Origin of the sequence: Dictyobacter aurantiacus, assembly GCF_003967515.1 — a bacterium.
Taxonomy (GTDB): Bacteria; Chloroflexota; Ktedonobacteria; order Ktedonobacterales; family Ktedonobacteraceae; genus Dictyobacter; species Dictyobacter aurantiacus.
The window spans coordinates 2,011,975-2,037,588 of sequence record NZ_BIFQ01000001.1 but is presented as its reverse complement, the minus strand read 5'-3'; the positions used below and the strand labels follow the sequence as shown (position 1 = coordinate 2,037,588).

Here is a 25,614-nt window from a genome sequence, read left to right as displayed (position 1 = left end):
ATTTTTAGAATGTGTCTTATTTCTGTCACCAGGGGTGAATGTGAGCGCCCCCACTCGCGCGGCCGCTGCGCGGCCGCACTTGTGTATTGTGGTGTGGCAGGGGCGCATCCGCGCCCCTGCCACACCACAATATAGATACCCAGGTGCCTGAAGTGCTCACGTGTTGGTTGTGCGCTGGTGCATCGGTGGCACGGATGTGCCCTTGCCACACCATCACAATACAGATACCCAGGTGCCTGAGGTGTTCACGTGTTGGTTGTGAGCTGATGCATCGGTGGCACGGATGCGCCCCTGCCACACCATCACAATACAGATGCTCAGGTGCCTGAGGTGTTCACGTGTTGGTTGTGAGCTGATGCATCGGTGGCACGGATGCGCCCCTGCCACACCATCACAATACAGATGCTCAGGTGCCTGAGGTGTTCACGTGTCAGTTGTGCGCTGGTGCATCGGGGGCGCGGATGCGCCACCGATGCACCAGCTCAAAAAAACGGAGCGGCCGCGCGTGCGGGGGCGCTCACGTGCCACCAGGGTGACTGACGGGAGTCAGCCCCATTCTCATTGCCCGTTGAAATTTTTGGGAAGAAATTGGAGTTTCAGGGATGCCAGTACAACCTCGGCCATCTGCAGCGGTGATGCTGCTTCGAGATACACAGAGTGGTTTAGAAGTCTTTATGGTCAGGCGTTCCGCGAAAAGCGCTTTCATGCCTGATGTTTATGTGTTTCCTGGGGGCGTGGTGATGGAGGAGGATCGCGCTATTGAAGCTGCCGCCCGGCTATGCGTGCCGGCTCAGACAACAGTGGCCGACCCTGAGGGGCGCACCAAACTGGGCCATGGATTGCGCGTAGCGGCCCTGCGGGAATTGTTCGAGGAGGCGAATGTGCTGCTGGCTTATACAGCCGAACAGCGCATGCTGGCCATTGACGAGAAGTCGCTGCCTCGCTTTATGGATTACCGCCGCCTGTTTCATCAGCAGCAGGGTTCAATGGAGGCGATGTTAAGCAGTGAACGATTGCTGCTGGCCAGCGATCAACTGCACTACTTTTCCCATTGGATCACGCCCGAGGCTTCTCCCAGGCGTTATGATACCCATTTTTTCCTGGCACAGGCTCCCGGTGAACAGGAAGCGATGTACGATCGCATAGAGACGAGCGATGGCATATGGATCGGACCGGGTGAAGCGCTTGCCCGTTACGAGGCGGGAACATTCGACCTGGCGTTTCCTACCATCTATCAACTGCGTGAGCTAGCAGTCTTCCCAACGGTAGGGGTTGCTCTGGCGGGATCCGATCAGCAATACGTCCGAACGCAGCGACCCGTAATGATAGAAAAAGACGGTCAGACGCAGATTCTATTGCCAGAGGAGCCTGCATAGATAGCTGAAATACGCTCAGTGAGCGAGAATGGAAATTATTACCATGCTTACGGCATATACAACTATTCTGGCGCCCAATGCATCTATGATGACTGGAGCTGGAACCAACACGATTATTGTAGGAGGGGGCATCGAGGGAGCGACGGTGATTGATCCGGGCTGTGATGATCCAGAGCACCTGGAGGCTATTATCCGTGCCGGTGAGTCCAGGGGAGGCATTCGTCGCATCCTGATTACCCATGGACATCCCGACCACGTTGGAGGGGCGGAAGCGTTGCGCAAGAGGCTGGGCATGCACATCTATGCTTTCAGCCGCCAGGGTGTCCTCTGCGCCGATGAAGAGCTACCGGATGGCACCCAGATCCCGGCCGGAGAAGACTGTTTACGCGCCATCCATACCCCTGGGCACCGTTTTGACCATCTGTGCTTTCTCCTTGAGAAGCAACGGATTCTGTTCGCCGGCGACCTGGTGGCGGGAAGCGGGACCGTCGTCATTATCCCCCCCGAGGGCGATATGCAGGCGTACCTCAATTCGCTGCAGAGCCTGCAGAGCATGGATCTGAAAGAGATAGTACCGGCCCATGGGCCGAGCATCACCGATCCTCAGCCACTGCTGGCCAACTATATCGCCCATCGACTGCAGCGAGAAGAGCAGATCATGTCGGTCCTGGGGCAACATCCTGAAGGGGTCGAGATGATGGTGATCGTGAAACAGATCTACCAGGATGTGGATGAACGGTTGCACAACATGGCCATGCAATCGGTGAAGGCCCACCTGATCAAGCTTGAGCGGGAGCATAAGGCTTCTATCATCGATGATGCAATTTGTTATCCTGTCCGCTAAGCTGTTATACCTTTTGTATCCCCGCCTGCGGCGGGGAGAGGTAGGAGAGAATTAGTGGGGACACCCCACACCCCGGCAGGAGGGGCGCCTAGCCCCTCCTGCACCTCCCCACTTTACGCTGCTTTTTGAAACCCCGCCTGCGGCGGCGAGAAGCAGGAGAGAATTAGTGGGGACTTGAGCACGCTAGGATCATGCTCGCCCGCACCCCGGCAGGAGGGCTAGCTGCCCTCCTGCACCTCCCGTATGGGATCGCTAGCGCTTGAGGATGGTGCCGAGGGCGGTCAGGCCAGCCAGTCCGAGGCAGAACCAGCCAGGGGCGTCCAGGTGCAGGTTGGTCAGGTAGATGCCGCCACCCATAGAAGCTAGAAACATAAAAAAGAGCGCGATGCGTCCACCTCCAGACGCGGCTAGAGCCACTCCCGCGGCATTGGCATTCCTTCCACGCCTGCCTCTGATATTTGGAAGATTAGATAGCTTGACCTCCATCTGTCCCGAGTCGATGCGCGTAATCAGACTTTCGACTGAACGCGGCAGGCTGAGCAAGACCTTGCCATTCTCCAATAGTTGCGTCAGGACCTCCTGCATGGTTTCACGCGCCGAATTGGCGTCCAGCCCCATAAATGAGCGCGCGTAGGGGGTCGCGACCTCGATGAAGTTGAAGGTGGGGGCCAGACCTGTAGAGACACCCACCAGGGTGCCGACGGCGCGCCCGGTGAAGGCGAACTGGGCTGGAATACGAAAGGGCTGACCATAGAGCAGGTTGACGATGTCCTGCATGATGTCGTCCATCTCCATCTCACGCATCTGTCCCAGTGTCACCCCATGGTATTGCTCCAGGATCATGGCGATGGCTTTTTCGATCACTAAAGGATTGGCGCCCTCGCCGATGAAGCCCAGCCGCGTCAGGGCTGCGACCATCATGTGGGCATCACGGGTAATAAAGGCGATAAAGATATCGCGTAGCGAGCGCTTCATCCCCTTTGTAATCGATCCCACCATGCCAAAGTCCAGGAATGCCACCACCGGCTCATCAGGAGAAGATCCGGCCTTGACAAAGATGTTGCCGGGATGGGGATCGGCATGGAAGAAGCCTGCTTCAAAGAATTGATAGAAATAGGCCTTAACGGTGCGGCTCGCCACCTCTAAGCGATTAATTTTGGCCGCATCCAGGGCCGCGTAATCATTTAATTTAATGCCATCGATCCACTCGATCACCAGCACACGGCGCGTAATATATTCTTCATAGATATTGGGGATATAGACAGTCTGATCATCCTTAAACATCTCTTTAAAGCGTTTCGCATTGGCGGCCTCGGTCACGAAGTCTATCTCTTCATAGACCGTGCGCCGGAATTCACGATAGAAGCCCTGCAGATCGATAAAGTTGGTATCCACAAACCGCCTGATGATCCAGATTACAAAGCGCAGACTATTGAGATCCATCGTCACCAATTGGTCGATATTAGGACGTTGGACCTTGACGGCCACCGTCTCACCTGTCTTCGCCAGCACCGCCTTGTGGACCTGCCCCAGGGAGGCGGCCGCCGCGCAGGTGGGCTCGATATGGCTGAAGATCTCCTTCACCGGCTTATTGTATTCGGCCTCGATGGCCCGCTCCACGTGCTCAAACGGCTCTGGAGGAACCTCGTCCTGTAGGGAGGCGAGTACGGCCAGGGCTCGCTCCGGCAGCAGGTCGGCGCGCGTACTCATAAACTGGCCCAGTTTGATCATCAACACGCCCAGCTTGATGGCGGTCTGACGAAACGCGACCAGCACATCAATCAAGACCTCGATATTCGGTTGTACTTCATAATTGCCCCGTTCACGCGCTCGCACCACGCGACGCCGTTCACGGTAAATAACCCACAGGGTCCATAGCAGCAGCCTGATCACCCGAAAAGAGCGGACAAGCTGCGAAAATCTATTGATTCGGGGTACTTTTCTCTGCATCAAGGCGCCTCTCTTACCCTTTTGACATACTATAGCAGCCACAGTGGACGAAAAACCATGGATGCGTCCAGATTTTTGCGGTCCCAATCTTTGGTCTACGTAATCATTACGCTTGAGCCATGCTTTAGGGTAGAGTGGTAGCCCACTATGCATTATACTGGTGGAATGCGATGACTGAGTTTGATTATAGTGGATAATCATCATATCATGTAGAGGTAATGGCTATGGTGTGGCTAATGATCTTTTTCTTTTTTTAACCAGATATACCATACCTTATGTGTTCCCGCCGCAGGCGGGAAGGAGAGGGTGGGAGGTTTTGGGGACGCCCCAAACCCCGGCAGGAGGGGCGGCGAGCCCCTCCTGCACCTCCCCATTTTTTACCTTCATACTAGAGTAGGAGTAACATCTTGTTTACCTGTCATCGTGGGGAAGCGCTTGAACTGGGCAATGGCTATGGCCTGCTCGTGTTTAATGAGCATCACTCCCTACCGTCTCCCAAAGCACGCTCATTTGAGTTCCCTGGTGATCAACTGCATTATGCTCCTGATCGGCCAGCCGACATTCAGCATGTGAAGCTGGATATTACGCTGGACTTTGATCAGGAGACGATCAGTGGCACTGCCTATACAACCTTCCGAACGCTGTTTGAAGAGGTGCGTAGCATTTCTCTTGATGCCGAGGAACTGCAGATCGAGAAGGTGGCACTTGAGAATGGCACCCGACTGGAATACTCAACCACCAATCGCAAGTTGCTGGTGGTCCTGGATCGGCCGTATAAGCACGGCGAGCAGTTTACCGTCGCGGTAACCTATCATGCGCAGCCGCGCATCGGCCTGCATTTCATGAAGCCGGTACCTGAAGATCCCACCCGCCCGGTGCACGCGTGGACCTTCGGAGAACCACGTTACAACAGTCACTGGTTCCCCTGCCATGACAGCATGGACGATCAGGCGACGTCGGAAATCATCGCTACCGTCCCTGCCGAATTTATTACTATTTCCAATGGCAATCTGCTGGAAGTCAAAGACAATGGCGCTACCAAAACGCACCACTGGCGTCACGACGTTCCCCATGGGGCCTATCTGATCTCGTTGGTGGTGGGTGATTTTGCCGTCATTGAAGATTCTTACAACGGCAAGCCGGTCAACTACTATGTGCGCAAAGATCGTGAGGGTGATGCGACCCTGCTGATGGGTAAGACTCCGAAGATGATGCGCTTCTTCAGCGAGTATATCGGCGTCGAGTATCCCTACGACAAGTATGCCCAGACGGTCGTTGAGATCTACACCGGCGCTATGGAGCATACGACTACCACCACGCACAGCTTCTCGCTTCTACCGGATGAGCGCGCCGCGCTGGATATGGATGTGGTACCGGTGGTGGCTCATGAACTGGCCCACCAGTGGTTTGGCGATCTGCTGACCTGTCGCGACCTGGCCAATGCCTGGCTCAAAGAAGGGTTTGCCACCTACTTCGAGCAGATGTGGGAGGAGCATGATCTCGGCAATGATGAGTTTAAATACTCGATGCTGCGCGAGAAGCAGGGATATCTGGATGAGGATAGCCACTATCGCCGCCCGATCGTCTATCATGTGTACCATGATCGCGGCTTTGAACTGTTTGATCGCCATCTGTATAACAAAGGCGCCTGGGTCCTGCATATGCTGCGCCACCGCCTGACCGATCAGGGCTTCCGCCGTGGTATGAAGGCGTATGTCGAAAAGTATCGTGGTAAATCGGTGGTGACGGCCGATCTTCTGCGTACCCTTGAAGAGGTGACGGGACACAGCCTGGAGCGCTTCTTCCAGCAATGGGTTCATGGCGGCGGGCATCCCGAGTTAGAGGTGAACTATAGCTGGGATATCGAGCGTAAACTGGCAAAGGTCAAGGTCAAGCAGACCCAGAAAGTCGATGAGTTGACCGCCTGTTTCTATATGCCGCTCGATATTGCCTTTACCGTACCCACTTCGGATGAAGAGGCCAAAAAGGGAGACAGCACGCAGACACGCACCGTGACCATGCAGGTCCAGCTTGGAGAAGATGGGCAGACAGAGCAGAGCTTCTATCTGCCGCTGGAGCGTGAGCCGCTGCTGGTGCGTGTTGATCCAGACGGCTGGTTGTTGAAGACCCTCAAGTTTGAGCGTTCCAACCGTATGCTGCGCTACCAGTTGGCCCACGATCCCGACATACTGGGCCGGGTTGAGGCGGCTCAGGAACTGGCTAAACAGAAGGACGAAGACAGCCTGAAGGCCCTGGTCTCTGCGCTCAATAACGATCCCTTCTGGGGCGTACGCGTCACAGCCGCCAGAGCCCTGGCGACCGTGGGTAGCGAGCGGGCTCAGAGTGCCTTGATTGACTCGCTGGAGAAGCTGGATCCCCGCAAATCCTCGAAGGTGCGCGCGGCGGTAGTAAGCGCGCTGGGCAAGTTCCAGGCACCGCAGCAGGCCGAGCTGGCCCTCCGTTCCTCTGAAGTCTTGCGGACCCTCCTGAACAAGGGGGATATCAGCTACATGGTCGAAGCCAATGCCGCCGAGGCGCTGGGCCGTACCCGTACCGAAGGCGTGGTCGATTTTCTGACCGGTTTGCTGGATCGTGCGAGCTGGATGAACCATGTGCAGCGTGGCATCTTCAGCGGCCTCGGCCATAGTGGTGAAGATCGCGCCATAAACATCATGACCGAGTACGCTGGCAGCGACCACAACCATCCCACTCTGCGCCGAGCGGCCGTCGTGGGTCTGCAGGCGGCAGGACAACAACGGGCCCTATACAGTGAGGGAGCCCGTGAGAGCGCCGTCACGGCACTGATCCATATCCTTGAGCACGATAGCTGGGCGCCTACGCGCTCAACGGCGGCACGGGCCCTGGCCGAGTTCGGTGATAAACGTGCCATCCCCGTCTTGAAGAGCATGGCCGATACCGAACTGGACTCCGGCGCTCAGCGCACCTACCTGGTTGCCGCCCAGAGGCTCAGTACCGAAGGCAAAGACGAGGCACAGCTTAAACAACTGCGTAGCGACCTGGATGAGGTCCGCGAAGAGAACCGCAAGTTGCGTGAGCAACTGTCGGCCATTGAGGTCAGGCTGAAATAAAATCTGCCTGTGTAAGGCGCTAACCACATAAAAAAAGCAGATGCAGGAGTCTAACTCCCGCATCTGCTTTTTTTATGTTTCTCACCATACAAATCGGGAATGCGGGTCTTGATTTTTTGCATTAGGCTATGCTAATATCCGAGTGGGTAACTAGGATATTAGTTATGCCAGAATAGTTGCTATCCATCTCACGACGGTGGATGAAAGGAATCACTTGTGCCTACCGGAACCATTATTTTGCTCGGTGCTTTTGCCGGTCTAACAATCTACCTGGGTCTGCCTCTAGCGTTCTTTAAGCGCGCCCCACAGTTGCTGAAAGCTTTTCTTAGTATGGTGGCTACAGGTGTGCTTGTGTTCTTGCTTTACGATGTTGTGGGGAAAGCCAGTGAGCCAATTAATGATCTGATCGACCAGGTGCACTCGCATAATACTGGTGGTGCGTCGCTGATCCTGGACGTTGTCTTGATGTTGCTGGGCCTGATCATTGGCTTGATGGGATTGGTGTATTTCAATAAATTTGTGATTGGGCGTCTGAAGTGGACCAGGAGCCAGGCAGCAACGGGACGTACTCCTGTTCCCACCTCTCAGATCGCCCTGGCCAGCGTTGGAGCCAATGAGCTAGAGGCATCCGACCAGGCGGGCAAGGGCAAGTCTAAGGTCGCGGTAGCCGAGCCTGTTACAAGTGTGGCGGCGCCTGCCCCTTCGAGGGACCTGGCCCCTGCGACGTTGTCGTTGATTATCGCCATCGGCATCGGCTTCCATAACTTCTCGGAGGGACTGGCCATCGGGCAATCGGCGGCGGCGGGCGCGCTACAACTGGCAACCATTCTCATCATCGGTTTTGGGCTGCATAATATGACCGAAGGATTTGGAATTGCTGGACCCCTGACGGGTCAGCGTGTGTCCTGGAAATTCATCGCCATGCTCGGTCTGATCGGTGGTGGCCCAACATTCCTGGGCACCATATTCGGCATCGCCTTCCACTCCACCGAGGTTTTTATCTTCTGCCTGGCCCTGGCCGCCGGCGCTATCATCTACGTGGTCGCCGAACTGTTTGGCGTGGCCAAGAAGGTGCGCGCCCCCGAGATCGTCATGTGGGGCCTGCTGCTCGGCTTCTTCCTCGGTTACCTGACGGACCTGATTGTTACCTACGCGGGAGCATAAGCCCTAACTGAAGAAATATCCTCTCTGAATGTCGCACTATTGCATGAGCGCCCGTTTGAACGCGGGCGCTCGTGCATTTTAGAGAATGCTCTCTCCATGATGGGCATTCTTAAGGCTGGCTCTGGTCAAAGGTCGCGGGCAGGGTGAGCAGCCAGGATAGGTCTGAGCCGGGCTTGTATTCCTGGGGCGCGGTGTTGCGTCTGAAGATGCGGGCGGCGGTCAGACCTTCCAGTGCCAGGGATGCGCCGCGCTTGCGCAGCCACGAGCCTTCGCGTAGGCCCACCACGGGTACATCGTTCTCATCCAGAAACTCCAGGATTCTTTGTTCACGAGTCTCACCCATATGTGTCGAGTCGGTCGGTGGGTCCTGATAGTGTGGATTGATCTGAAAAGAAATGAGGCCGAAGGAGGCGAAGGAGGCGGGCTGCACGATGGGCATGTCATTGGTCGTGCGCAGACTGGGACAGGACATGTTGGTACCGGCGCTGGAACCCATGTAACGTAGCTCGCCGTGTGTCACGCGTTCACGCACCACGTTAATCACATCCAGTTGCTGCAGCGTTTTGAGCAGACGAAAACTATTGCCGCCTCCCACAAACAGGACCTCGGCATCACGCAGGGCCGCGGCCGGTCGGTCTACCGTATGCAGCCCGGTGACGGTGACGTTGAATGGTTTAAAGGCCTCCTGAATGGTGGCTGTGTAGCTGTCATAGGCGCTGACCTTCGCCGCGTAGGGCGCGAAATAGATGGAGCGGCGCCCATCGAGGAATTCCACTAGCGCTTCTCTGGCATGTTCCAGAAAGCCCATATTGTGTGTTTGCGAATTGCTGAGCAATAAAAGATTATCTTCCATTATATCCTCTCTTTGAGTATATGGTTTTGTGTCTATTGTAGACGATCTGTCGATGCCCCGTTTTTTCTCTGAACTGACTCTTGACAAAGGATGGTGGTCATGGCATAATACATGAGCCGTAGGGAGAGCAAGCACTCAACAAGTGTTACATACCTATGACAACAAATATGGCGCATTCGTCTAGTGGTTTAGGACATCGCCCTCTCAAGGCGGAGATCACGGGTTCGAATCCCGTATGCGCTACCAGAAGTAAAAAGGAGATCGTGCACACGATCTCTTTTTTTATTAGTGTGCCTGGGCGCCCCCGCACGGGCGTCCGCGTGCGCGGCCGCACCGGTATATATAATAGTGCCACAGGAGCGCGAATGCGCTCCTGTGGCACTATTATATAAATGGCTGTACAGACCAGAGGTGCACTGGAAGCAGTGCGCTCCTGTGGCACTATTATATAAATGGCTGTACAGACCAGAGGTGCACTGGAAATAGTGCGCTCCTGTGGCACTATCTGGCTTTGTTTATTAAAGGTCCCTGGTTCTGTCGAGTGAACTCAGGGGCGGATGATGTCGTGGATCAGGGATTGGGTCTGGACAGGGTTTTCGCTCCATTGATAGCAGGCGAGCAGTGATGCCTGTATATCATGGGCCTCCTGTTCGTCACGGGCATGGATCTCAATCAGTGGATCGCCAGTCGCCAGATGATCACCTACTTTGGCCTGCAGGATCAGGCCGGTGCGATGGTCGATGGGATCGCCCTTCTTGAAGCGTCCGGCGCCCAGGTGCATGCTGGCCACCCCGATGCCTTCGGCGTTGATGGAGGCTATGTAGCCGCCACGCGGAGACTTCAGCATTGTCTTGACCGGCGCGGTTGGTAGCAGTTCGGGTTGCTCAATCTGTCCAGGATTGCCACCCTGAGCGGCGATGATCTCCGCCAGCTTTTTGACGGCGGCTCCCGATTGGATTGCCTGTGCTACTATCTGGTTTGCAGCTGTCTCGTCGGATGCCTTACCTGTCATCATCAGCAGCTCCGCTGCTTCGTGGTAGCAGAGCTCAGATACATCGGCCGGTCCCTGGCCACGCAGAATATCGATGGCTTCCCTCAATTCAATGGAGTTGCCGATGGCGCGTCCCAGCGGCTGTTCCATCGAGGTGATCGCGGCCACCGTATGCAGTCCCGCCGCGCGTCCAATCTCAACCATAGCCCGCGCCAGTTGCCGGGCTTGTTCAATCGTCTTCATGAACGCGCCTGAGCCAAATTTAACGTCCAGCAGCAGGTGGGAAGCACCGACGGCCAGCTTCTTACTCATGATGCTAGAGGCGATCAATGGGATGCTCTCGATGGTGCCGGTGACATCCCGCAGGGCGTAGAGTTTGCCGTCGGCCGGCGCCAGTTCATTGGATTGACCAGCTAGCACGATCTGGTGCTCTTGCAAGATACGCATAAACTCGTCGCGCGACAGTTCGACGTGGAATCCATCGACAGACTCCAATTTATCGACGGTGCCGCCGGTATGGCCCAGTCCCCGACCGGTCATCTTGCCCACGGCGACCCCGCAGGCCGCGACCAGAGGCGCCACGGCCAGCGTGACCTTATCGCCCACGCCTCCGGTGCTATGTTTGTCTATCACCGGTGAAACCTGTGTATTGACGTGCAATTGGGCGCCTGAGCGAGCCATTGCTAGCGTCAGATCGCTGGTCTCGCGCGCGTCCATGCCGCGTAAATAAATAGCCATCAGCAGAGCGGCCATCTGATAATCAGGAATGCTGCCCTGTGTATAGTGTTCGATTAACCAGGTGATCTCCTCTGTACTGAACGTCCCCCCATCCCTCTTCCTGGTGATAAGCTCAACCATTTGCATATGTTGTTATTCCACAATTTCAGCTCGCTGCCATAGCAATCAATCAACCTGCACATCTTTGTGAAAGGATGAGCTGATTGTGCCAGGTAGCTATTCAGATACTACGATGCGCACCGCCTCCATGGCGTAGCCGTTATCGGTCTCAATTTGATAGCGCTTCTGTGTCTGGCTGCCCAGGCGTACATCGCGATCAAAGATGAGTTGTCCATTGGTAAACGCATAGAGTGTATGCTCTTGATTATACACACCCTGAATGACGACTGTGCCAAATTTCTTATCGTCAAGATCGTTAAAAGCCTTTAACAGGGTCGCGACCTGTTGCCATTGGGCGCAACGCCGATAGAGGATCTGTACCACTTTTTTCGAGCGATAATCGGTATTTTCGTTCACCACTGTATAATCCAGCGCGCCGCCGACTAATTGTTTAAGTTGGGCCACGGTGTGGGGAGGAAATGGCGCGGGCGGCTCTGGCGCGGGTGGGATGGGAGGCTCGGGCGACCAACTTCCCTGATCGGCTCTGAATGGTCTGGGTGCTGGGCGCGCGGGCGCCGCTGGTGGAGCGGATACCGGCGGCGTGGTCCTGGGAGTAGTTGGTGGATAGACGGTTGGTCGGGGTGGCTGTGGCGCGACCGTTGGACGTTCTGGCGGAGCCGGACGCGCTGGAGACGGCGGCGGATAGACGGGCCTTGACTGCTGAGGCGGTGTCGCGGGCCTGGGAGGATAGACCGGACGCTGCGCCGGCTGAAAAACATTTTGTTGCTGTGGGGCGAATGTGCGTCCACAACGAATACAATATTTAGAAGTATCTGGATTTAATCCACCACAATGAGGACAGCGCATAGATTGCTCTCCAGTCTGTTTGCAGACAATATCAAAAGTATTGGACGGGGTCTCTGATACATAAAACGTGGGTATGGGCTATGATATCCAATTGTGCCGGTAAACGGCCGCATGAAAAACTTCTTTTTGGCTGTAGTATATCACAATGGTGGGACCAGGAAGTCCAGTAGCAGTTGAGGTCGTCGTGAGACGACCTCAACTGCTACTGGACTTGTTTAGCCTTGTTTGAGAATTGCCTCTACGAGTTGGGCGTTGGTGGGGGTTTTGGCGAAGAGCTGGATGACCTGTTCCGCGGCGTCGCGACGAGGGATATCGGCCATGCGGCGACGAACGATAGACATGGCACGTAGCTCTTCCGATGAGAGCAGACGCTCCTCCTGGCGCGTACTGGACGTGGTAACGTCGATGGCCGGAAAGATGCGCCGGTCGGCCAGTTCGCGCGAGAGGCGTATTTCAAGGTTGCCCGTGCCTTTAAATTCTTCGTAGACAACCTCATCCAGCCGGCTACCTGTCTCAACCAGGCAGCTAGCCACAATGGTCAGGCTGCCACCTTCCTCCAGGGCACGGGCGGCTCCGAAGACGCGGCGTCCAATCTCAAGAGCGTGGGCGTCGATGCCGCCCGACAGCGTGCGGCTCCCATAGCCTCCACGCTGGTTGCGCGGTGTCTGCCACATATCGGTATTCAGATTATGGGCGCGTGCTAAACGTGTCAAAGAATCCAGTAAAATAACGACGTCATGTCCTTGGGCCACTTCGCGTCTGGCATCCTGCAGGGCCTGCTCAACGATGCGTCCATGTTTGGAGGACTGCTGATCAAAGCTAGAAGCATACATGCGAACCTGGGGTCCGCGCACCTCCATGCGCCAGTCGGTGACCTCCTCTGGTCGCTCATCGACCAGGCAGAGATAGAGGCGGGCCTCAGGAAAATTTTGCATGGTTGCTGCCGCGACCTGACGCAGAATCGTCGTCTTGCCTGCCTGAGGGGGAGCGACGATCAACGCGCGCTGCCCAAAGCCGAGCGGCACCAGAAGATCAATCATGCGTGGCGCTATCGGTTGTTTCCCGGTTTCTAACGTAATACGACGATTAGGATGGATCGGAGTTAGCTTATCAAATGGAGTATGTGTAGATGCCACTCGTCATGGATCTCCTATCAACTACTAGGGGGGATACGTTATTCACACTGTATCACATACGTCAAATCCGGGGCGTATCTACATTTTCTGCCGTTGTCGGCGTTCATAAGCTCGGCCGGATGTCGGGTGTTTGGTATAAGCAGGTGCATACTCGTGGTCTGCCGTGTGGATCCCGACAGGGTGCTGGTGTTCTTTGGCAGGACTGAGTAATTGGTCCACTGTAAAGCGGCGCACCTGTTCATAGAAGTTGCGCCGGGTACTGTTATTATGGATCACACATATATTGTTTTCTCCGACACCGTAGCTAGAAAGCAATTGATAAATCAGATGAACCCTGTTGTCCTCATGATAATAACTGCGTAACATCTCTTCCGAGATAAAATGGTCATCCGCATTGGTTGGGTGATAGGCACGCGTATAGACACGATCAACGCAGGTATCCAGGTCAGCCTCAAAAAAGAGAAAGCAGGCATTCCGCAAGAAATCGGTCTGAAACTGTCGCAGGGCCTGCATATAGTCATTACGTGCGAATTCCAGCAGGAGCACGGTACGTGGATGGGCCGCGTAGTTTTGTGCCTCATGTTCAAGGTCGCGCAGCACTTCATCCAGAACAGAAAAGTCCAGCACATCAAAGCCGCCACAACCACTTGGTTTAAACTTGCGCTGATGAATGTCCTCCCTGAACTGGTTCAATAAAAAATGATAATCATTTATATGCACGGCAGACCAATGATATTTTTTAAGCAACCACTGGATATAATGGGCCGCCGTAGATTTGCCGGAACCGGGTCGTCCCAATAAAAAAAGATTGATGGCCATAACTATATGTTCTCCCGTCTGCCCATCCACCTCTGCTTTAATTAACCTATAAATAATTACAGTAGCTCTATCCATTTGAATGGCCGTAAGCCTTGGAGGGAGGAGGGCTGGTACTGCTAATATACACACGTAACGCGTATATGGGATGGGGGGTAACTGTAAATCGGAAGAGTAAGAGTTATTGGGACGTAGAGGAATATACTTTAGATAGAAAATCATCGTTGAAAAAGCTCAAGAGCGATTACCGGGCCTTTGGAGGGGACCAGCGAATAAAGTTGCGCTGCTCGTAGTCCCAACTGATGACGACGTTGCCGCCATCTATCTGTCCTTTCACCAGGGCGACGTCCAGAGCTGAAGTAATAATCGAACGCACCTCGGGGATGGCATATTCGGGGGCGTGCTCATGCAGAATCTCGTCCAACTTGGAATAAGGATAAGAGGTGACGCCGAAGCGCATGGTGATATCCGTCATCTCTATCAGGCTTTCGGAGCGGCTCTGTTGATCAGCGAAGATACGCAGGGCATCCAGCTTGTAGGGACCCATGGTCCCGATGCGCAGCCGCTCCGCGTGTTCGCGCGTCTGTTCGAGAGACGTATTCTTGAGCAGGATAAAGAAGCGGTCGGCGTAGATATGATAGAGCTGGCACTCGGGATATTCTTTGAAGAAGGTGCGGATCTGTTCCTGAATACGCAGGCCGACCTCTCGGGTGAGATTGCGCATCAGGCGTTCACCATATTTGTTGGTCAGGCTCGTATATTTATCGATGTCCAGTGCGATAAAGGAGACCACTTTATCGTTTAGCTTGTCTTTGCCGCCCTTGCCCCGGTTGCTCTGCAGCGGCTTCAGCAGTCCTTCTACACTCTGATTAAAGTCATACTCCGAGGCAAAGCCCTCAAACAGCGTATCAATAACGGCCGGATTTTTGACCATGCTGCCCATATGTCGTGCTACCTGCTGACGTATCCAGTACGTTTTCAATAGCTCCTCCGCCATGCGACAGATGACACGTAGCAGACGTTGGTCGTCTTTACTAAAGGCATCGCGCAGGTGGGAGGCCACATGCAGCACGCCCAGCGGCAGGCCATCTTCACCGGAGATAGGTATGGCGATAGAAGAGCGCACAGGCACGTCCAGGTCGCGCAGAATAGCCTGTGCGTCCGAGGCAGGTATATTGGGCTCATAGATGATATGACGGCTGTACAGGGCCCTGATAAACGGATAGCTGGTATACTTATCCAGTCCGGCGAGGGGGAGACGGGTGGTATAGAAAGCATCTTGATTCTGGGCTCTCAGCGTCAGATGGCTCATACTGGCCGGTTGTGAAATATCGCGCGGCAGCAAGATCCAGCAGAAGCGCCAGCGCGGCTGGCCCGTGCGCAGCGTGCCCCCCAGTCGGATCACCATATCTGCCAGGCCATTGAGAATGGCATCCTCATGGTTCATATTATTATAGAGGTCAGTGGCGGGATCGATGCTATCGCGTGCGCCCGGTCCCAGGGAGGCACGTACATGCTCTACCTCCGCATAGAGCGGTTCCAGCAGGCGCTGAATCGTTTTTACCACCTCTCTACTTAACGTCAGCGGACTTGTCTCGCGCTGCAAAATAATCAGGGTCTGATCACATACCTGCTCAGACTGCGGGATACCGGCGCGCATCTCCTGTAGATGCTCAACGCGAAAATCAGAGGTATATTGAAACCATGGACGAGATGTCAGGAGGGTATGAGATGAGCCGCTCTGACTCAGCCAGCCCACAAGGGATTCCCCCAGGGTCTCCAGATCCTCAATGCGTTGTACCCCCTGTGCGTTAGCGGTGGGTGAGAGGGGCAGGATTAACCCGGCCGTCGTATTGGGGATATCCTCACAGATCAACTTCAAGGCCAGACGCAGAGCCCGCGCGATATAAAAGTTCCAGAACAGCTCATCGCGTCCCTGATGAATACGCTGATTGATCGAAAGCTCATTAACCGGTGATAGTGGGGTAAGTGAAGGGGTATGGTTGGCCGCATTGCTGGCCAACTCAAGCTCTGCCAGCGAACGAATAGTGTGCCAGAGCTTATCGATATCGGCTGGAATATCGCTGGCCGCATAGCCTGCGTTGATCAATTCACGAATGATAGCCAGCTTATCTAACTCTGCTGGTGCATACAGGCGTCGTCCCTTGGGTCCACCGGGGCGCAGTGGATTCAGGAAGCCATATTCTTCCCAGTCGCGCAACTTATTTTCGGTAATGCCAAATAGCTCGGCCGCGCGACTGATGGTAACCGTCGCCTCATCACGCCCTCGGTGGATATTCTGCAAGATACGTTCTTGAACATCTGCTTTTTGTAAATGCTCCTGTATTGATTGCTTACTTCGCACATCCATCTTCGCCTCGCTGAAAAAGTGGAGAAAAATTCAGGGCTGATGCAACACAGGTTTAATAGTACCACAATTGTATTAGTTTGTATACCTATTTCAAATAAAAAATATGAGGTTTTTTATCAACGGATAGTTAAAAACTCCGATAGGATAAGTTTTTCTGATGATAAATGCATGATGGTCAGGTAATTTAAAGCTATCGTCAGAAAAGTTAAGAAAGATTACCTTTTGTTATCTGAGGTGCGTAACTTTCTTTCATGCCATTGACAAAAAACTTCTTCTCAGGTACCATATACTTTAAATATAGCAATTTTCTTCTTAATTGTAAACAATCTTCAGAACAGTCTTCTTTCTGTTGTCGGGGCTGGTGAACATTTACATATTGTGGGTAGTGCATACAGGATAGAACCAGAGTAGGGAAGGGTGCTAAAGCTCTTTTCTGCCGCGATAATGTAGTGATCAACTGTGGATAACGGCGACGTGCCGGTATTGTAGCGCAGGCGTAGGCAGACCATATTCGGGAGGTCACTTTCATGGCAACAGATGCAACATCTACCCACCAGGGCAGCAGCTACGATATGGCGGATGGGCAAGTGTGGTATGACCTGTATAACTGGTTACTGCCACTGGTTGAAATGTGGGTGCGCGACTCTCGCGTCTCATCCTGGTATGGTCAGCACCGGGAGATCGCGGAAGACATTGCTCATGAAGCTGTCGTGCGGACATTTCGTTATCAACAGCGCGCTGCTCGTGGCGAGATGTCTCCCATAGGTTCTTTGAAGGCACTGAGCCGGGTGATCGCGCGTAACTATTTTCGGGATTGGCGTAAAAAGGACTGGTGTCTGGTGCGTCCAACCCTCAACGAGAATGATCAGCAGGCATTGGATGTCACGGCGGGACCACATGAGATTGTTGATGCCTCCCAGATTGCGCTGGACCGCTTGATGTTGGACTCAATCATTGTGTCAGTGGCCCGGATCGTGGCGGGCTTCCCACTCGGTCAGAAAGTAGCCCTGCTGACGGATCTGGCCAATATGTCTGATTTAGATGGTGAGCCATCGTTGTTAGAGCAGGCCCTGCGGGATGTCGGCCTGCAGTTGAGCGAATACAGGCGACCGCGATCCGAGGATCCGATCATTCGTGGTCGAGATGCCGCCTTGCGCAGCATCGCTTACAAGCGCTTAAAGCAGCAGGTACAGGTGTAAAAACGGTTTTGATATCGCAGAATCTTTCAACGCCTTGCGGGCGAGAGGCAGACTACCTCTCGCCACGCAGGCGTTTCGTTTTTCTTCAGGCATGCGCCAGTTGTTTTAAAGAATCGGCCGGGGCTGGCCGTTCAAATTCGGTGTTGAAGATGTGTTCCGCGAACTGCTCAACCCTGGTTAGTAGCTGTGGGACGCTGCCTGTATTGCGAAACGTCTCGATTGTTTTCGTGATGTGATAGGTCGAGGCCAGTTGGGTGCTGACATAGGGCCAGTTATCATAGCTATAATATGTATGCATAATATAGTCCGAAACGAAGTGCCCGCTATTGGTCTGTGGCCCGGCGATGCGTTGATAAATGCGCTCAATGCACGTATTGAGGTCTGCGTCGACAAAGAATATATACGCATCTTGCAAGAAATCGGGACTAAACTGATGCAGGGCCTGGGCATAATCGTTGCGCGCGAACTCAATGGTAATGATGCCGTTGTCTTCATGTGCTGAGAGCGCGCGTACCTGTTGTTCTAACCTCTGCAGGGCCACATCAAAGACCGAGAGATCCAGCACATCGAAGCCATCATAAGCTGTGCGGCGAAATTGCTCATGGTGTTTTTCATCGCGTGACATGTGGTAAAGAATGCCATAGTCATCTATATTCAGGGCTGTATAGCCGCGCTGGCGTGTTACATTCAAAAGATGATAAATTGCCGTTGTCTTGCCACTACCAGGACGCCCTAAAACGAATACCTTTGCTAACATCAATCACACTCCTCCATCTTCCATCTGCGCTTTGGTATGTATCTATTTTTTTTGTTGTTGCTCCTCGCCAGATTGATACGGCATATAGGTCTGGGTGACTGGATCCCAGGCATAGATGATATTGCCCCCGGTATCCGTTCCGAGCTTGAGCGCGAAATCCAACGAATGGTAAAGGGTTGCGCGCACATCGGTCACCGACCGCATATGGCGAGGGGATAAAAATTCCGCAAGTTTTTCATATGAATACCAGGTAGCCCCGAGGTGGACTGATATATCTGGTAGCGTTAATGTGCCACCTGGTAATTCTGATTGCTTGACCGCGATGCTTCCCTCTAGAGCCTTCCGCAGGCGTTCCGCATTGCTTTTGGTACGTTCGAGCGTAAAGCCACGTAGAAGGAGGCAATAGATGCTGCCATAAATATGATAGAGTGTGCAGTTGAAGTGATTGGAGAAAAGTGCTGGCAAGAGATCGTGGATGCGTAAACCAATGGCTTTATTTAGATTATGCAGGGTCTGATCTCCATAACTATTAGCAATCGATTCTTGTACATTACTATCGATATCTATGGCGATAAAAGAGATCTCCTTTACCGTTCCATCGATGTCGGTCGAGGCCATAGGATCTTGCCCCCGTTCCACCTGCGCTTTGATGGTGGTCAGGATTTCCGCCAGGTCGCGGAGGAAATCGCTCTCGGAAGCAAAATCTTTGAAGAGAGGATCTACCGTGGCAGGATCCTCCAGGATATCGGTCAGCGTGTCCGCGACCTGCTGTCGAACCTTATAGGTATATAAAAGTTCTTCAGTAATTTTAGCTATAATACGCAGGATGCGCTGATCTTCTTCGTTGAAGGCGTCCTGCTCATTAGAGGTGACATAGAGCACGCCCAGGGGCTGTCCGCTTTCGCCACCGATAGGAACCGCGATATTCGACTGAATAGGACCCTCCAGATCGCGCTGGAGAGCGAGAATATCTTCGCGGGCCAACTCTGACCGATAGATGATATGGCTGCTCTGGTACGCGCGGATACTCAGGCTGGTCACATGGCGCTCGGGAGAGACCGAGGTGACGCCGACGGTGTGACGCGCCTGCTGGCTCTTGGCTCGTACCACCAGGCTACGTTGCTGCAGAGGCAGGCTCTGCGTACTGGGCAGGAGAATGCAGCAGTCCTGCCAGCGGCTCTGGCCGTCGGACATTTTGCCGCCCAGGCGAATCGTTGTATTGGCCAGGCTGGTCAGGATAGCATCTGTCAGCTTGGGAGTAAAATCCATTGCTGGCGTAATGACATCCTGCCGACCATCGCCCATATAATGCTCCCATTGCTGTTGATCCTCATAAAGGGGTTCCAGCAGGCGCAACACCGTGCGAATGGCCTTTTCCTGCTGCCGGATATGCTGGATCTCGTCGCGCTGCACCACCACCAGGGTCCGATAGGCGATCGAGCCTGGTAATTGCATACGCAAGTCGGGGGGGCATAATGGCAGTACAATATAATCGCTGGGATACTCGAAGGCCGGGGCAGGGGTCAAGAAGGTAAAAAATGAGCCTGTCTGGCCCAGCCAGCCGACCAGTGATGGCCCGACCATGCTAATGTTGGCGGGATCGCGTAAAATCTCATCGCCCTGGTAATCCTGGGCAGGCAGCACGAGGCCAGCGTAAAAGCCCGGGATATTTTCATAGACCAGCAGCAAGGCCAGCCAGAGCACCCGCGAAGCATAGAAGCGCCAGGCGGTAAGATCACGATACGCCAGCGTCACACGCTTATTGATATTATCATCTGGTGATGATGTAGCCATGGTCACGGATTGGTTATCCGCCTCTTGTTCGAACACCTGCGCCGATAGCGCAGATGCCGGTGAAGCCAATGCTGACCAGATCTCATTGATATTTGGAGGGATTGCCCCTGGAGTCAGGTGGGCCTCATCAAGCAACTCGCGAATGATCGCGAGTTTATCTAGCTCAGCAAATGAATACTGCCGTTGGCCTGTAATCTGCCGTGACTCGGTATCTTCTCGTGGGCGTATCGGCTTAATCAACCCCATCTTCTCCCAATCGCGTAGCTGGCTTTCACTAAAGCCGAAGAGACGCGATGCCCGTCCTATTGTCACTGTGACCTCGTTGCGCCCTCGCTGGATGTTGTGATGAACACGTCGTTGTGCGGCCTCATCTTTAAGATGTCTGGCAATCCGCTGTAGGTTGCGCTCATCCATCACCATGTTCCTTTAAAAAATACAGTGGGAAATAGCCCATGTATTTTGAATTCCTGCCTATCATAACACACGCTCGAATAGCTTGTACACCTGTATATGACGTTTTGGCAAATGGTATATTAAAAAAACTGTCTCCATGCGCGAAAAAAATCACCGTATCCCTGTTTGCCTTCCTCTAAAAAGAACGCTGCAGGGTAAGATTTTTTTATGCTTTCCCATCCCAAATTCAGAATAAAGTCAGGTTAATTTATGGTAAGGTCAGAAAATATGTTGAAATATGGCCGAAAATGTTTGCCTGGATGCTTATAAATATTGATTTTTTTGGATAAAGCTCATAGAAATATCAGCTGATCCTAAGAAAACATTGAATTACTAACTCTAGTATGCTATAAAATTGATAAGGATAAGTCAATAATATGAGATGTTTGAAGAGTTTTATGTGAAGCTTTGTGGGTGTAGGTTGAAGTAAGTAAGTGATGAAAGCAGAACAAAGCTCAGTAACCAGAAGCAAGCATTAGGTGAGCGCCATATTTAGAAAGGGTTGATAGGTTTCTAAGATAGCCTGTCTTTCCTGGAGGTTACAACTCATGGCTGTCTATCGACCAATAGTACAGGCAACTGATCGCCAGGCGGTAAGCGATCGTGTTTGGCTTGAGCTCTACAGTGCATTACGACCCTACATCTTAGGTTGGGTCTATTCTTCCGGTGTCACATCGTGGCATGGTCAGGAACATGATATTGCCGATGATATATTGCAAGAGGCGGTTATCCGCACCTTGAAATATACACGATTGGTAGAAAATGGCATTGGGATGCCGATACACTCCATGACTTGTTTTGGGCGTACCGTGGCACACAATCATTTTCGTGACCTGCGTCGGCGTGAACTGCGGCTCATTCGCCCCACCTCGCAGGATGGAGAGGTTCCCTACCTTTTATCAAATGGAGATGATGTAGACCCTTCTGAAATAGCCCTGGATAGTCTTATGCGTATCTCTGTACTTATGACCCTGGCCCGTATCATCGTTGATTTCCCTGTCAAGCAGCGTACCGCCTTGCTGATAGACCTGGCCAATCATGCTGATTTAAGCGGCGAGACCAGTCAGTTACTGGCGGCATTTAAGACTGTGGGCATCGATCTACGTGAGTATCGCCGACCTCCATCCGACGATCCACTGGAGCGAAGCCGCCATGCTGCTTCATTGAGCATGGCTTACAAAAGATTGCGCCAGACCTTCCATCTCAACGAACAGGAAATTTCCTAGCATTTTTCTTCAATGAGAGATCGCGGATATGGTGCCTTCCTCGCATACAGTGTGAGGAAGGCACCATATCCGCGATCCCTATAAAAACACGAGTGGGGGCGTGGCGCCCCCAGGCTGGTGAACAATGGGATCTCCAAAGTACAGGAGCCCGATTACCTCCTGTGATACAATAGCGGCAGACTAACTTCACCGTTGACGTTAAACGCACTACGAAGGACAAGTTATTTATGTCACAGACCGCTACCTATGCACAGAGCTACCTCGCGAGTTTTCAATCCTACCAGCAAGAATATTTCCAGAAGCTAGAGACACTGGTGAATATCGACTCGGGGACTGGCCAGATTGAGGGCGTGAACCGCATTATGGATATACTCCAACAATGGTTGACCGAGTACGATTTCGCGGTGAGCCTGCACGGATCAGCAGGCTATGGCAATAATCTGCTGGCCCGGCGCAAAGGGAAGGGGCAGCGGCGCATCCTGATCATGGGGCATGTCGACACTGTTTATCCGGCCGGAGCGGTTCAGGAGCAGCCGTTTGCTATGCGTGATGGGATCGCGGTGGGTCCGGGCGTGTTGGATATGAAGTCGGGTGTTGTTCTGGGTATTTACGCGGTTCGCGCCTTGATTGAAGCTGGTTTTGACCAGTATGGCGAGCTGGTCCTGCTCTTCAACAATGATGAAGAGGTGGGCTCACCGGGGAGCATTTCTTTGATCCGCGAAGTCGCGCGCGAGGTTGACTATGCACTGGTGCTGGAGCCGGCGGGCAAGCAGTCTTCCTTAACCCATTCGCGCAAGGGGACCGATAAGTATATACTGGAGGTGAAAGGTATTTCTGCCCATTCGGGTGTTGAGCCTTTCAAGGGTCGCTCGGCCGTTGTTGAGCTGGCGCACAAGATCCTGGCGATTCAGAATCTGCACTCTCTTTTTCCCGGGGTCACCTTTAATATTACCAGGCTAAGCAGTACCGAGCCCTTAAACGTCATTCCTGATATGGCGCGTTGCTATCTTTCTGTGCGCTCGTTTAGTCGTCGTGGATTGGATGCGGCCGCGGCCGCGTTGCAGACGATTGCCGCCAGCAGTAGCGTGCCCGATACCACCACCACGCTGACACGCAATACCGGCCGCCATCCTTATGAGCCTACGGCCGCTGTTCAGCGCCTGGTCGAACTGGCTAAGCTAGAAGGCGAGGCCCTGGGAATCGAACTGAAAGCCGAGCCAAAGGGAGGCGTATCCGACGCCAATATCTTGATGGACGCCGGCATTCCCACGCTGGACACGCTGGGGCCAGTGGGTGGTGGGATGCATAATCTGGACCGCGAACATATGCAGGCCAACTCTTTCACGGTGCGTGGCCCCCTGCTGGCCGGCCTGATCCAGCGCCTGTGTCTGCCCGAGGAATAAAGCCTGTAACAGGAGGCACCCAAAGTATGTATGTGTATAGTGTGCCGGGGCGCGCAGTAGCTTGAGCATATTATGTATGTGTGTAGTGTGCCGGGGCGCTCGGCGCCCCGGCACACTACACACATACATAATATCTCCGCGCCGCAGGCGCGGAGTATAAAAAACCAAAGGTGCGTCCTTCTTGTTGCTTTCGCTTCCTGGCGCTATGATATGTATACAGAGTTTTTTCGTTTGTTCTCAAAGGAGTTTCTTTCACATGGAAGCGTTTATCTTCCTGCTCTATGTTGTTCCATTTCTGCTGCTCGTATATGGCTCGTTCATGTTGTATATACGGCCCCCAAAGGCGGTCTGGCTGGCCTCATTGCTGGGCGGCCTGGTCATGGGCGTCATTAATATAGCTGTTGATCTGCTTGCGTATACGGCCCACTGGTGGCACTACACATTTGTGCAATCAGGCCTGCACAACCCCAGCGACTTTCAACAGCATCTCTCCAATCTGTTCATGGGGTCTCTGAATACGTTGCACATTCCCCTGCCATTTTATCTGACGCCGATCTTTATTTATGGCAGCCTGGGCTATCTGCTTATCTGGCGCTTCTGGTCCGGGAAAGCGCGCTGGTTCTCCTGGGTCTTGCTGATTGGTATCCCCCTGTTCAGTATGTATCGCGACATCTCGGGAGGCATCACCAATGGCTCTTACCAGGTGTGGGAGAACGTGCCGGCAGCTACTGTGGCCACGATTGTGATGTGGCTGGTGGCCTTCTTCCTGGGCTTCATGCTATTCTGGTGGCGCGCCAGAAAAACACCTTTTGTTGCCCCAATCGAGGAAGGGGAGGCAAATCAGGTCTCGACGTCAAAGCATGCCCCGACCATGTCTAAGTAAGCGCAGGCACGATTGCGCACACCCGGCTGTAATCGAAGAAGGAGGGTTCATAGGAATGGATGCCACATCGCAGGAGATGCTAGAACGTTTAAATGCCAGCAGCCAGGGGACCGTGCTGGAGGCGCTGGATATTACCGTGGTAGAGGCCAGCAGGGAGAAGGTTGCGGCCTCTATGCCGATCGCTGCGAAACACCTGCAGCTGGTTGGCTATTTACATGGAGGCGTCTCGGTCGTACTGGCGGAGACGGTAGCCTCGCTGGCCAGCGTGATGAACATCGATAGCGCGCGGCAGATGGCCTTTGGACTGGAGATCAACGCCAACCACCTGCGTCCCAAGCGCGATGGTGAGCTACTCGCGGTGGCGACCCCCATCCATCTGGGCCGCTCCACCCACGTCTGGGACGTGCGCATCACAGACGAAAGAGAGAAGCTTATCTGCGTCTCGCGCTGCACGGTCGCAGTGGTGGATCGTCCTCCGGATGGAGGCGATCCGTTGTTGAGAAAATAAGCTGACCGCTTTAGCTTTGGATCTGCTGCATGACGGCGGCCAGATCAGCGTAGACATAATCTGGATGGAGGGTAGATTTCGCCAGGCTCTCGGGTGTATCTTTGCCCGAGAAGACCAGCATGGTCCTGGTACCGGCGGCGATCCCGGCCTGGATATCTACCCCCAGGTTATCCCCGATCATCACCGTCTCTTCCGGGTTGCTATTCAGCTTGCGCATCGCCTCCTGAAGCAGGGCGGGTTCCGGTTTCCCAATCACTTCCGGCGTCGTTTCGCTGCCAGCCTCAATCGCGGCCACCATTGTTCCGCAGCCCGCTGTCAGGGCACCGCCTGCGATCGGCAGCAGAGGATCGCGATTGATGGCAATGAATGCAGCGCCCTTGCGAATCGCCAGTACCGCCTCCGTGAGCTTCTGATAGTTAAAATAGCGATCGAGTCCTACAAAGACCACGTCTGTGCTTTGCCAATCGTCGTTGGCCACTTTGAGCTGATGTTGCGTCACGAGGTCAAACAATGGCTGTTCGCCGATCACATAGACCGAAGCCTCGGGGAAGCGATGCTGAATGCTTTGCACAGCTGCCTGCGCGGCTCCCATCACATGGCTGGGATCGGTTTGAATGCCCAGTCGCTCCAATTTACCCACCACCTGGGTCTCGCTGGCAAAGGAATTATTGGTTAAGAACAGGTATTTTTTCGCGTTGGCATCCAGCCAGTGAATAAATGCCTGCGCGCCAGGCACGAGGGTTTCACCGCGATAGACAACGCCATCGAGGTCGATGAGGTAGGTTGTGAGGTCTTGTATTTGTGGTAACATGCTCGCATCGTTCTCCCAAAAATATATAAACGTTGTGATTGTGCCCGTCGGTGCCGGGTTTGCTCCGGCTCGCTCGCCCCGCCTGCGGCGGGACATAGGAAAAGGGAGGGATGTTGGGGGACACCCCCAACCCCCCGGCAGGAGGGGCTAACCGCCCCTCCTGCACCTCCCCGTGTTATGCTGGCTTTGGGTGCGTGGCGGCCCCCGTAGGTGCCGGGCCTGCCCCGGATTTTTCCCTCGCCTGTGATCCGCATCCAGTATATCACAGGGATTGAGCTGCAAACGG

General features: G+C 53.9%; 19 protein-coding genes and 1 tRNA gene. 10 read left to right on the top strand and 10 right to left on the bottom strand.

Annotated elements, in window-relative coordinates:
• Positions 1-602: 602 nt before the first annotated feature.
• Together KTT_RS08185 and KTT_RS08180 are read left to right on the top strand one after the other, a co-directional pair.
• The gene (locus tag KTT_RS08185) at positions 603-1,376 is read left to right on the top strand and encodes an NUDIX hydrolase (RefSeq protein ID WP_126595509.1); all 774 of its coding nucleotides are present in this window, start codon (positions 603-605) and stop codon (positions 1,374-1,376) included.
• A 43-nt stretch (positions 1,377-1,419) separates the two neighbouring features.
• On the top strand, positions 1,420-2,220 hold the full coding sequence (locus tag KTT_RS08180) for an MBL fold metallo-hydrolase (RefSeq protein WP_160145729.1): 801 nt from the start codon (positions 1,420-1,422) through the stop codon (positions 2,218-2,220).
• A gap of 252 nt (positions 2,221-2,472) precedes the next feature.
• Here KTT_RS08180 and KTT_RS08175 read toward each other — a convergent pair whose 3' ends face one another.
• Entirely contained in the window at positions 2,473-4,170 is a 1,698-nt protein-coding gene (locus KTT_RS08175) for an ABC1 kinase family protein (RefSeq protein ID WP_160145728.1), read from the bottom strand.
• 407 nt (positions 4,171-4,577) lie between these two features.
• Between KTT_RS08175 and KTT_RS08170 the strand changes: the two genes are divergently transcribed.
• Positions 4,578-7,259: a M1 family metallopeptidase gene (locus KTT_RS08170; RefSeq protein WP_126595506.1), complete on the top strand. Its 2,682-nt coding sequence runs from the start codon at positions 4,578-4,580 to the stop codon at positions 7,257-7,259.
• 216 nt (positions 7,260-7,475) lie between these two features.
• Positions 7,476-8,423, top strand: coding sequence for a ZIP family metal transporter (locus tag KTT_RS08165; RefSeq protein ID WP_126595505.1), 948 nt, complete (start codon positions 7,476-7,478; stop codon positions 8,421-8,423).
• A gap of 109 nt (positions 8,424-8,532) precedes the next feature.
• Here the strand turns inward: KTT_RS08165 and pepE are convergent, their stop codons facing one another.
• Positions 8,533-9,276 carry a dipeptidase PepE gene (gene pepE / locus KTT_RS08160; RefSeq protein WP_126595504.1) on the bottom strand — a complete coding sequence of 248 codons (744 nt, stop codon included), beginning with the start codon at positions 9,274-9,276 and terminating at the stop codon, positions 8,533-8,535.
• Positions 9,277-9,445: 169 nt separating this feature from the next.
• Here pepE and KTT_RS08155 point away from each other — a divergent pair.
• Positions 9,446-9,522, top strand: a tRNA-Glu gene (locus KTT_RS08155).
• A 301-nt stretch (positions 9,523-9,823) separates the two neighbouring features.
• Here KTT_RS08155 and KTT_RS08150 read toward each other — a convergent pair.
• The 5 genes from KTT_RS08150 to KTT_RS08130 all read right to left on the bottom strand — a co-directional run bounded on the left by KTT_RS08150 (position 9,824) and on the right by KTT_RS08130 (position 16,288).
• Entirely contained in the window at positions 9,824-11,131 is a 1,308-nt protein-coding gene (locus KTT_RS08150) for a thymidine phosphorylase (protein WP_126595503.1), read from the bottom strand.
• Between the two features lie 90 nt (positions 11,132-11,221).
• Positions 11,222-11,971 carry a zinc ribbon domain-containing protein gene (locus tag KTT_RS08145; protein WP_126595502.1) on the bottom strand — a complete coding sequence of 250 codons (750 nt, stop codon included), beginning with the start codon at positions 11,969-11,971 and terminating at the stop codon, positions 11,222-11,224.
• 215 nt (positions 11,972-12,186) lie between these two features.
• Positions 12,187-13,107 (bottom strand): transcription termination factor Rho, encoded by a 921-nt coding sequence (gene rho / locus KTT_RS08140; RefSeq protein WP_126595501.1) that lies wholly within the window; start codon positions 13,105-13,107, stop codon positions 12,187-12,189.
• Positions 13,108-13,185: 78 nt separating this feature from the next.
• Positions 13,186-13,926, bottom strand: a complete 741-nt coding sequence (locus KTT_RS08135; protein WP_126595500.1) for a nucleoside/nucleotide kinase family protein — start codon at positions 13,924-13,926, stop codon at positions 13,186-13,188.
• A gap of 241 nt (positions 13,927-14,167) precedes the next feature.
• Positions 14,168-16,288 (bottom strand): MerR family transcriptional regulator, encoded by a 2,121-nt coding sequence (locus tag KTT_RS08130; protein WP_160145727.1) that lies wholly within the window; start codon positions 16,286-16,288, stop codon positions 14,168-14,170.
• Between the two features lie 533 nt (positions 16,289-16,821).
• Here KTT_RS08130 and KTT_RS08125 point away from each other — a divergent pair.
• The gene (locus tag KTT_RS08125; RefSeq protein WP_126595498.1) at positions 16,822-17,493 is read left to right on the top strand and encodes an RNA polymerase sigma factor; all 672 of its coding nucleotides are present in this window, start codon (positions 16,822-16,824) and stop codon (positions 17,491-17,493) included.
• An 85-nt stretch (positions 17,494-17,578) separates the two neighbouring features.
• On the opposite strand, the gene KTT_RS08120 is transcribed toward KTT_RS08125, so the two are convergent.
• Positions 17,579-18,250 (bottom strand): hypothetical protein, encoded by a 672-nt coding sequence (locus KTT_RS08120; protein ID WP_126595497.1) that lies wholly within the window; start codon positions 18,248-18,250, stop codon positions 17,579-17,581.
• Positions 18,251-18,292: 42 nt separating this feature from the next.
• Positions 18,293-20,458, bottom strand: coding sequence for a MerR family transcriptional regulator (locus tag KTT_RS08115; RefSeq protein ID WP_160145726.1), 2,166 nt, complete (start codon positions 20,456-20,458; stop codon positions 18,293-18,295).
• Between the two features lie 587 nt (positions 20,459-21,045).
• Here KTT_RS08115 and KTT_RS08110 point away from each other — a divergent pair.
• The 4 genes from KTT_RS08110 to KTT_RS08095 all read left to right on the top strand — a co-directional run bounded on the left by KTT_RS08110 (position 21,046) and on the right by KTT_RS08095 (position 24,517).
• Positions 21,046-21,723 carry a hypothetical protein gene (locus KTT_RS08110; RefSeq protein WP_126595495.1) on the top strand — a complete coding sequence of 226 codons (678 nt, stop codon included), beginning with the start codon at positions 21,046-21,048 and terminating at the stop codon, positions 21,721-21,723.
• Between the two features lie 227 nt (positions 21,724-21,950).
• The gene (locus KTT_RS08105; protein WP_126595494.1) at positions 21,951-23,126 is read left to right on the top strand and encodes a M20 family metallopeptidase; all 1,176 of its coding nucleotides are present in this window, start codon (positions 21,951-21,953) and stop codon (positions 23,124-23,126) included.
• Positions 23,127-23,382: 256 nt separating this feature from the next.
• On the top strand, positions 23,383-24,009 hold the full coding sequence (locus KTT_RS08100) for a hypothetical protein (protein ID WP_126595493.1): 627 nt from the start codon (positions 23,383-23,385) through the stop codon (positions 24,007-24,009).
• Positions 24,010-24,064: 55 nt separating this feature from the next.
• A complete protein-coding gene (locus tag KTT_RS08095) occupies positions 24,065-24,517 on the top strand; it encodes a hotdog fold thioesterase (protein ID WP_218030858.1) in 453 nt (150 codons plus the stop codon).
• A 10-nt stretch (positions 24,518-24,527) separates the two neighbouring features.
• Here the strand turns inward: KTT_RS08095 and KTT_RS08090 are convergent, their stop codons facing one another.
• Positions 24,528-25,328: an HAD-IIA family hydrolase gene (locus KTT_RS08090; RefSeq protein WP_160145725.1), complete on the bottom strand. Its 801-nt coding sequence runs from the start codon at positions 25,326-25,328 to the stop codon at positions 24,528-24,530.
• Between the last annotated feature and the right edge of the window lie 286 nt (positions 25,329-25,614).

Coding starts and splice junctions, on each gene's coding strand:
- KTT_RS08120 (WP_126595497.1), bottom strand. CDS start 18,250: ATGTTAGCAAAGGTATTCGTTTTAGGGCGTCCTGGTAGTGGCAAGACA.
- pepE (WP_126595504.1), bottom strand. CDS start 9,276: ATGGAAGATAATCTTTTATTGCTCAGCAATTCGCAAACACACAATATG.
- KTT_RS08185 (WP_126595509.1), top strand. CDS start 603: ATGCCAGTACAACCTCGGCCATCTGCAGCGGTGATGCTGCTTCGAGAT.
- KTT_RS08110 (WP_126595495.1), top strand. CDS start 21,046: ATGGCTGTCTATCGACCAATAGTACAGGCAACTGATCGCCAGGCGGTA.
- KTT_RS08090 (WP_160145725.1), bottom strand. CDS start 25,328: ATGTTACCACAAATACAAGACCTCACAACCTACCTCATCGACCTCGAT.
- KTT_RS08100 (WP_126595493.1), top strand. CDS start 23,383: ATGGAAGCGTTTATCTTCCTGCTCTATGTTGTTCCATTTCTGCTGCTC.
- KTT_RS08125 (WP_126595498.1), top strand. CDS start 16,822: ATGGCAACAGATGCAACATCTACCCACCAGGGCAGCAGCTACGATATG.
- KTT_RS08180 (WP_160145729.1), top strand. CDS start 1,420: ATGCTTACGGCATATACAACTATTCTGGCGCCCAATGCATCTATGATG.
- KTT_RS08105 (WP_126595494.1), top strand. CDS start 21,951: ATGTCACAGACCGCTACCTATGCACAGAGCTACCTCGCGAGTTTTCAA.
- KTT_RS08135 (WP_126595500.1), bottom strand. CDS start 13,926: ATGGCCATCAATCTTTTTTTATTGGGACGACCCGGTTCCGGCAAATCT.
- KTT_RS08145 (WP_126595502.1), bottom strand. CDS start 11,971: ATGCGCTGTCCTCATTGTGGTGGATTAAATCCAGATACTTCTAAATAT.
- KTT_RS08115 (WP_160145726.1), bottom strand. CDS start 20,458: ATGGATGAGCGCAACCTACAGCGGATTGCCAGACATCTTAAAGATGAG.
- KTT_RS08150 (WP_126595503.1), bottom strand. CDS start 11,131: ATGCAAATGGTTGAGCTTATCACCAGGAAGAGGGATGGGGGGACGTTC.
- KTT_RS08095 (WP_218030858.1), top strand. CDS start 24,065: ATGGATGCCACATCGCAGGAGATGCTAGAACGTTTAAATGCCAGCAGC.
- KTT_RS08175 (WP_160145728.1), bottom strand. CDS start 4,170: ATGCAGAGAAAAGTACCCCGAATCAATAGATTTTCGCAGCTTGTCCGC.